Genomic DNA, 1100 nt, shown 5'->3' on the forward strand with positions numbered 1-1100 from the left:
CCATGAAAACTACTCGCTATCGCAGTGTTCGCTCTATCTCCAATGGCATTTTCAGTTTCAGCTGGCATGTCTACCCATATGGAAAACACCCTTGTGGCCGTCTGTAAAGCCGGAGCCAGTAACAGCCTCTATCAATTTAGAGATACCATGAAGAGCTACCACATTAACAAGCAGAGAATTTTCCCACGCTTAGTCTGTAATGGTGAAAGCTTCCATCAATTTGCATTGAGCCATGGAGCTGATAAAACGGCGAGCAAGATCTCCCCCTATATTAAGGGAACGGTAACAATTAAAGAGATAGCTATGACCTATGGTTCGGATGAAATAATGACCGTTAACTATTAAAATTAATATTCTTTATTACTTCTGTCATAAAGAGCCTTTACTGGCTCTTTTTATTACCTATAAGAAATATAGTTAAATGTTAGACGTCAACTAGCTTGGCCCACGGCTAGCGCATTTTAATCCCTGACTCTAACAGGGTTGAGCGATACTCGTCGTCCAACCCTGCCATCTTCTTTTTAGCCACTATACTCGCGCGTTTTGTCTGGTCTTACTTGAACAAGGTCATTGCTATTTTTCTCATCACATTAAAAGCAAGCGGACCTCGGCCTTTACGGAACCGTGATCCATCTTCTCTGAATGTCATCTCTAACACCCAATGCATACTTTCTACTTGCCAGTGATTTCGCACAGAAGATAACGCCTGCTCTGCATTTAAATCTAATGAGCTAATGTACCAACGTGTTTCAGTGGTCTCTTTACCTGTCGTTTTTTCATGTCCGTCTGATGCCACTTTGATAATGCTTTTTAAGCCAACCCTCTGATATTTATTATTTAACCAACTTTTATTAACCAGCACTTGCTGACAACGTCTTGTTTCAATTCGCCCGTGACCGCTGTCTATGGTCGTATGTTCATCAAAATTATCGGCTGTAAAACCTTCACGCTGGCACTTGTGCCACCAAGCTTCTAATTCACCCTGTAGACCAGAATGATGACCTTTAAGCGCTAGAATATAATCAGCCTTTTGCTTAACGATTAGCTTTGCTATCTCTTTTGATATCCCATAGCATCGAGCGTGATGATGCTGACACTCC

1 protein-coding gene and 1 pseudogene are annotated in these 1100 nt (G+C 41.7%); one reads left to right on the forward strand and one right to left on the reverse strand.

What is annotated here, in order from left to right; genetic code table 11:
- Positions 1-42 precede the first annotated feature (42 nt).
- Complete coding sequence (locus KT99_RS19750) at positions 43-345, forward strand: DUF3718 domain-containing protein (protein WP_005503848.1); 303 nt, start codon at positions 43-45, stop codon at positions 343-345.
- Between the two features lie 106 nt (positions 346-451).
- On the opposite strand, the pseudogene KT99_RS21260 reads toward KT99_RS19750, so the two are convergent.
- Positions 452-1100: pseudogene (locus KT99_RS21260) on the reverse strand (ISAs1 family transposase); the annotation flags it as partial.

Origin of the sequence: Shewanella benthica KT99 (assembly GCF_000172075.1) — a bacterium.
GTDB lineage: Bacteria > Pseudomonadota > Gammaproteobacteria > Enterobacterales > Shewanellaceae > Shewanella > Shewanella benthica_A.

Bases quoted from the DNA above. Each gene is read 5' to 3' on its own strand.
- KT99_RS19750 (WP_005503848.1), top strand. From the start codon at position 43: ATGGCATTTTCAGTTTCAGCTGGCATGTCTACCCATATGGAAAACACC.